Genomic DNA, 2,817 nt, shown 5'->3' on the forward strand with positions numbered 1-2,817 from the left:
ACCTCCAGGCGATCATCAAGAACCGACTCAAGAGCATCCAGTACCGCGACGATCTCCTCGACGGCTTCCTCGCGCACACCGGACTGACACTCGAACCCGACACAACCTGACCATTCAAGATCTGTAGCAGGATTTCGACGTCGCTACGACGTCGCCCGTCTGCGGTCCAGTACTCCGTGCGTGCCTCGGTTACGCCGGGCTGGTTCTTCGCCCAGCGCAGGATGGTTTGTTTGGCGTTGGCATGCCATAGCGTCTCGGGGCTGTGGCCGCCGGGTGGCGCCTGCCCGCTCGGGTGGGCGAAGTGCGTCCGGACCTTGCCGTACTTCTTACCGCCCCGGCACAGCAGCGGCACGCGCGTGCCGGCTGGGGTGTCCATGCCGTGGTAGCAGTGCCAGCAGACCAAGGTCTCATCGCCGCCGTATCCCTTGGCCTTCCAGACGTACTTGGGCTCGTCCTCGACGTGGACGCTGCTGCCTGCGCGCAGGTCCAGGCCGACGACCGACAGGTCGTTCACGGGATCTCTCCTCATGCGGTGGCCGCCCACACGACAAGGGTCGTGTGGGCTGCTGCGGTACGCGGTTACGCGAAGTGCCGGATGAGCCGCCCGTCATCGCAAGAAGAGATCACATCGTGATCATGTTGGAGCTCACTGGCTCCCAGATCGCCCGCTCAGGCACCCAGGCCGTCAGCACGGGTCGACCGTCACTCACCTCAAGAAGAGTCAATTGTCAGTAGTCGACGGGCTGGGCCCAGTATCGCCGGTCTCGTCAGCGGCCCACAAGACTCCCGTCGCTGCCGGTCCAAGGAGCTCCACGCATTGCAGAGGTCGGGCCGTCGAGACTCGCGCGCCTGTGCACCGCGCAGGCGGGCGCTCGATGACGGGATAGGCCTAGCGGTGACGAGGCGACATCACCTGACCGACAGCCCGACTCGACGCCGGTCGGCGGTTGAACCTTGCTATGGTCGCTCCATTTGGCCGGTTACGTACACCCAGCCGTGGGTCGGGGCAGGTTTCGGTTGATGTTGAGATGTTTTTCGTCCTTGCCCGTGGGGCCGGTCGCCGTGTCCCGGACATAGACGCAGTCGCCCTAGCCTCCGCCGTCAGTTACGAGGTTGCAGCGCGGGCATCCGACACAGGCCTCAGGTCCGTCTCTGACACCGTTGAAGTGCCTGTTCCAGGAGCAACAGAGCGGCGGCAGCCCCGGCGGACGCGATCAGGCCAGCCCAGAAGGCCCGGAGTGCGGTGCGGTCCTGGCTATAGGGGTCGTGTAGTCGGTAGGAGATTGGACCTATGCCCGCACCGGCCTTTTCCCATCTCAGCTTGTCCGGAAGCGTAGTGGGTGGCATCGCCGAGGCAATCTCACGGCCGTTCAAGGCATCTTCTCCAAGGCTGAAGCGCAACATGGAGATCGACAGATAGCGCAGCTTCCGTCCGGATTGCACATCGGCGAACTCGCCGAAGACGCCAGCGTAGTCGGTCGCGACGTCACCCACGGTCCGAAGCCCGCCCCACTCCTCATCTGCGACTCCGATGGGTGCGAGGCGCACCATCTCGTCCCCGCCGGGGCGCTCTAGCTGAGGGCTCCGGTGGGGGATGAAGATCTGTGTAGGGACGTCCTCTTCTGCCGACACAGTCCCGGTAATCACCACTGCGGAGGCAGCATCGTAGCCGACCAGGGAGTCAATCGGAGCGATGATCTTGTCGCCTGATGCCGAGCCGATCTGGTCGCCGTACCGGTACTCGATGCGAGTGGACCCGTTGAGGCCGGTGTCGAGGCATCGTATGCGGTCGGCTTCCTGCGCTACCTCGAGTTTGGGTCCGCAGAACAGGCTCCGGTCCAGCCGCATATCAGGGAAGTACTGTCCGGATGCGACGACGTACCATCGGCCGCGTCCTTTGAGAAGGTCAGTTTTAGGAGTAGTTCGCTGACGCCGTCGAAGCCCGTAGGCCACGTCTCAGCGCTGACGGCAGCGTCCGGCTTTGTGCCTATGGTGCGGCCAGCGGTGTTGTCAAGGCCGCGTGCCTTGGCGTCGATCAGCAGAAGAATTCCACCTCTCGGCGCGGCCGGGACCGGTCCGCTCGTGCCGGGGTAGGCGCTGATGAACAGCGGATAGGCAACAAGTACAGAGATCACCGCCACAGCCGTCAAGGGCAGTGCCCAGACCAGCCAGAATCCGCGGTCGAACCGACGGGCGACTACGGGAGACGCTTCGACCGGAAAAGAGGTGTCAGTCGGCGGCACCGGCGCGAGCTCGGTCGTCGCAGGGCTGTTCTTGACTGCCGGTGTCGGTGCTGGGGTCGCGGTCGGGGTCGAAGCGAAGCGTGTCATGCTCCGCAAGGCCCAAGCAGTAGCTGAGACTACGGCACCAACTGCCAGAGCCGTCCTCAACCTATGCCTTGTTCGCTGCACCGCGTGACTATAGTCCGGCGCCGATCGCGCCGCCGCTCCCCGCGGCGGCAGTTTCTGAGGACTCCTCAACCTGACCGCAACCGCCGCCACCGCGTGAGGTCACATTGACAAGTTGACCGAGGACGGGTTGCCGCAGGTCTGGTTGGTACTTGATCTATGAGATGTGCAGGGCCCGGCCGGTAGGCGGTCAGGCGTGGCGGATGTTCAACTTGGACCCCCCATTTACCCCCCGAAAACCCCGGCCAGATGTTGGCGGAGAGTGACAAGGGACGGTAAAGGGCTACAGAGGTTGAAAGGCCAAGGTTCGAGTTATCTCGGTGGCTCGGGTTCGAGGGTCATGCCGGTGCTGGCGAAGAAGCCGGCGAGGAGATCGGTCTGTTGCTGACACGCGCGTAGTCGACGTTTG

The 2,817-nt window shown here is 64.0% G+C and carries 2 protein-coding genes; both read right to left on the bottom strand.

All coding sequences use genetic code 11. The features are described from left to right. A partial coding sequence (locus ABD52_RS39990; protein ID WP_047894822.1) for a hypothetical protein occupies positions 1-514 on the bottom strand: 514 nt, incomplete at its 3' end. Positions 515-1,140: 626 nt separating this feature from the next. Next, positions 1,141-1,848, bottom strand: a complete 708-nt coding sequence (locus tag ABD52_RS36920; RefSeq protein ID WP_047894823.1) for a hypothetical protein — start codon at positions 1,846-1,848, stop codon at positions 1,141-1,143. Positions 1,849-2,817: the final 969 nt, after the last annotated feature.

The organism is Micromonospora sp. RV43 (genome assembly GCF_001029515.1).
GTDB lineage: Bacteria > Actinomycetota > Actinomycetes > Mycobacteriales > Micromonosporaceae > Micromonospora > Micromonospora aurantiaca.